Raw genomic sequence first — 3931 nt, 5'->3', positions numbered from 1 at the left:
ATTCCCGTGAAGGTGGTTGAACACGGGCAACTCGGTGTGGTTGGCGCAGCGAGTTGGTACCTCGGTCGCAACAGCAATACCTGATCCATCCCTCCCCCCAGGGATACGAAAGGCCCGCAGGACGCGATAGCTGCAACTGGTTTACCGCAAGACCCGCTTACGCAAGGCAGCCACGGCAGCCGTATGGCTGCCGCCCATCCAAAAACCCGCCAGTCAAACCAGGGGTGCTCACCATGAGTCGCGACAATACCCGTCATATCAACAAGCTCGCCGTTGGAATCTCCATGGCGCTTTGCGTATGGGTACAACAAGCAAGCGCGCAGGATCAAACTGCAGCCTCCACTTCCACGTCCGCGTCGAACCAGAAGCTGCAAGAGCTCGACACCGTCACCGTCACCGGCTATCGCGCGTCCCTGGAGAAAAGCCAGGCGGTCAAGCGCGCGGCCAACTCGATCGTGGACGCGATCAGCGCCGAGGACATCGGCAAGTTCCCGGACACCAACGCCGCCGAGTCGCTCTCGCACCTGCCCGGCATCAGCGTGGACCGCCAGTTCGGCGAGGGCGAGAAGGTCAGCATCAACGGTACCGATCCGGCATTGAACCGGGTGCTGCTCAATGGTCAGACCATCGCCTCCGGCGACTGGGGCGGCAACCCGACCGACACCAGCGGCCGCACCTTCAACTACACCCTGCTGTCACCGGAAATCATCGGCCTGATGGAGGTGTACAAGAGCCCCGAGGCACGCATAGACGAAGGCTCGATCGGCGGCACCGTGATCGTGCACACCCGCAAGCCACTTGACCTGCCGAAGAACACGATCCGTGGCTCGGTCGGCTACAACTACAACGATCGCTCCGCCGAAGGCAATCCGCGCGGCTCGGCGTTGTGGAGCTGGAAGAACGACGACGAGACCTTCGGCGCGCTGATCTCGGCCACCCACGACAAGCAGGACATCGCGCGCGCAGGTGTCGAATTCTTCGGTTACACCACCGGCGCCAACATTCCGTCCTCCGCCACCATCACGGGTGACGGTGGCGACGTGGCCACCGCCAAGGTGCCGGCCGGTATCAACAGCGCCTACTTCCAGCAGACCCGTGAGCGCAATGGCCTGCAGGGTGCGCTGCAGTGGAAGCCGAACGACCAGAACGAGCTCAACCTCACCGGCATCTACATCAAGGGCAAGTACAACAACTTCAGCGAATCGCGTTACGTCTGTCCTGCATGTAACAGTGATCTTTCCAAGGTCACCGCCGCCAACGTCGAGAACGGCTACATCACCTCGGCCACGGTGACCGACGGCTCGGCCGGCCAGCCCTATGCCCAGCTCGATGCGAACTACCGCATGAGCACGGTGGTGACCAAGAGCCTCAATCTGCGTCATGACTTCTACGGCGACAAGTGGGTATTCACTTCGCAGGTCGGTGCCACCAAGGCCACCGGCGGCAAGAGTCCCGAGTACCTGATGAAGTTCCTGCTGCAGAACGGCGGTTACAACTTCGCATACGATGGCAGCAACACTTCGGTCAATTACGACGACAACAGCGCCTCCAACTGGGGCCTGACTTCCGGTCAGCAGGCTGGCGGCGTCGAGTACACCACCACCAAGGACCAGGAGAAGTACTTCCAGTTCGACGCAGCGCGCGACCTCGACTGGGGTCCGCTGAACAAGCTGCAGCTCGGCTACAAGTACATCAACCACGACAACGGCCAGACCTCGCGCGGCAATTCGCTGTATGCCGATGAAGACATCCTGCTGACCTCCTTCAGCCCGGGTACCACACCGAGTGGCCTCTACGACGGCCTGGGTGCCAGCGGCGACCTGGTCAATTGGCCGACCGCCAATCTCAGCTCGATCCTGGCCTACCTCAAGTCGCTGCCGCAGGGCGCCTACACGGAGAAGTACGGCCAGGAGTTCGACGTCAAGGAGATCACCAGTGACCTGTACGCGCAGGTCAACTTCGAGTCCGGCTCATGGCGCGGCAACTTTGGCCTGCGTTACGTGAACACCAAGGACAAGTCGTTCTATTGGCAGACCACCGATGGCGGTACGACCTACACGCCGGTGCAGGTGTCCAAGCAGTACGAGAAGCCGCTGCCCAGCTTCAACATTGCCTACGACCTGGATGACGACAAGGTCCTCCGTTTCTCGGCCGCACGCGTGATCGCACGCCCACGCTACAGCGATCTTTCCGGCGCGTTCAACTTGAACAGCACCAGCGGTGACCTGACCGCAAGCGGTGGTAATCCCGATCTGAAGCCGTACCAGTCCACCAACTACGACCTGGCCGCAGAGTGGTACTTCGCACCGTCCAGCATGCTGTCCGCCGAAGTGTTCTACCGCGACATCAGCTCGTACATCGTGACCACGACCACGACCGAGACGCTGAGTGACCCGACCAACGGCATCGTCAACGGGCAGTACACCGTGACCCGGCCCGAGAACGCCTCCGGCGCCAAGGTCACCGGCGCTTCGTTGAACTACCAGCAATCGTTCGGGCTTGGTTTCGGCCTGGCGGCGAACTACACCTACGCCGAGTCCAACTCGAGTAGTGGCCTGAACCTGCCGTACCTGTCCCGGAATACCTATAACGTGATCCCGTACTGGGAGCATGGTCCGTGGATGGTGCGCGTCAATTACAGCTATCGCTCCAAGTACTTCACCCAGATCGGCCGCCTGGATTCGAACGTCTTCACCGACGAGTACAAGCAGCTCGACCTGACCGCGTCGTACCAGATCACCGACTGGGTCAGTCTGAATCTGAGTGCCACCAACCTGCTCGACTCGACCTACTACTGGTACAACGAGGTCAAGTACGCACCGATCGGCATGTACAAGAATGGGCGCGGCTATCAGGCCCAGCTGAACTTCAAGTTCTGATGTGGTACAGGCGCGCCTCAGCCTCCCTTTGGAGGCGCGCCTCTTTTTTCATCACGCCAGCGCGGGGACGGACTCCCCCCGGCATTTACCTCGCAGGCACTTGCACGTCTACATGCGGGGATTCAATCGCGCTGCTGCACGAATCAGTTCGCCGCACCGATCACGCCTAGTTGCCCGTGCTCCACGAGCTTGACCGGCACCTGCTCCAACGCGGGACGCATCTTGCCCTTGTCGAGCATGCGTGTACGGAACGAGCCGACCGCCAGCATCTGCGCCAGACGCGACAACAATCCGCCGGCGAGATAGATGCAGCCACGGACTCCATAGAACAACATCCTGTCGCCCACGACGCTACCCAGCAGCCCGCGGAAGATCTCAAGGGTTTCGCGGGCCAGCGCATCACGCCCTTGCTGCGCGGCCGCGGTGACTCCGGCCGGTAGCTACCAGACCATTTCCTGTAAACACGGCACTCGATCCACAGGGCGGCAACCGCCCTGTATCCGCACATATCGATATTTCCGCAGCCGTGAGCACGCTCCCGCATCGGGACCGCGCCCCCATCCATCCCTCCGATCGTCGAACCAATCGGGGGTGAATCGATTGTGCCGGCGCTGGAAACAACATGTCAGTGCCCACGCATTTTGTCTGCGACATTAGTGACATTTATCTGTTTCCTCGGTGTTTTCTTCTTTATTTTCATATGGTTATTTGTGCTTTTGTGAGTCACAAATGGCTGACAAATATGCAACGTTGTCATTTATTCCTTAAAGTCCAATCCTACCGATAGGACCAATCTTCGAATCGTGCTGCGCTATCGCAAGAAATGCCCGGTAAAACGCTTATTTTTAGCGGTATCGCTCTATAAGTGCCTAGCAGGACTTCCATACGAATTTCATTACAACCTGTTGACATCGTTGTCACGACGCCTTAAGAATCGCCCCAAGCCTGAGGTCAATCCAGGCGATCCGGGGTCGAAACGGTCGGGAGTGTCATGGGGACGTACGCAGTGGTCTCAGAACATGGAAAGACAATCACGCCGGCGACGGCGGATC

Annotated in this window: 1 protein-coding gene and 1 pseudogene; one reads left to right on the top strand and one right to left on the bottom strand. The window is 59.8% G+C overall.

Annotated elements, in window-relative coordinates; translation table 11 throughout:
• Positions 1-233: 233 nt before the first annotated feature.
• Complete coding sequence (locus AC3WJE_RS20950; protein WP_493732774.1) at positions 234-2879, top strand: TonB-dependent receptor; 2646 nt, start codon at positions 234-236, stop codon at positions 2877-2879.
• Between the two features lie 143 nt (positions 2880-3022).
• Here AC3WJE_RS20950 and AC3WJE_RS20945 read toward each other — a convergent pair.
• A pseudogene (locus AC3WJE_RS20945) lies at positions 3023-3304 on the bottom strand (glucokinase); the annotation flags it as partial.
• Positions 3305-3931 lie beyond the last annotated feature (627 nt).

The organism is Pseudomonas sp. GW821-FHT07E12, assembly GCF_058986605.1.
Note: the sequence above shows the minus strand (reverse complement) of the source record. Positions and strands in the feature narration are given on the sequence as shown.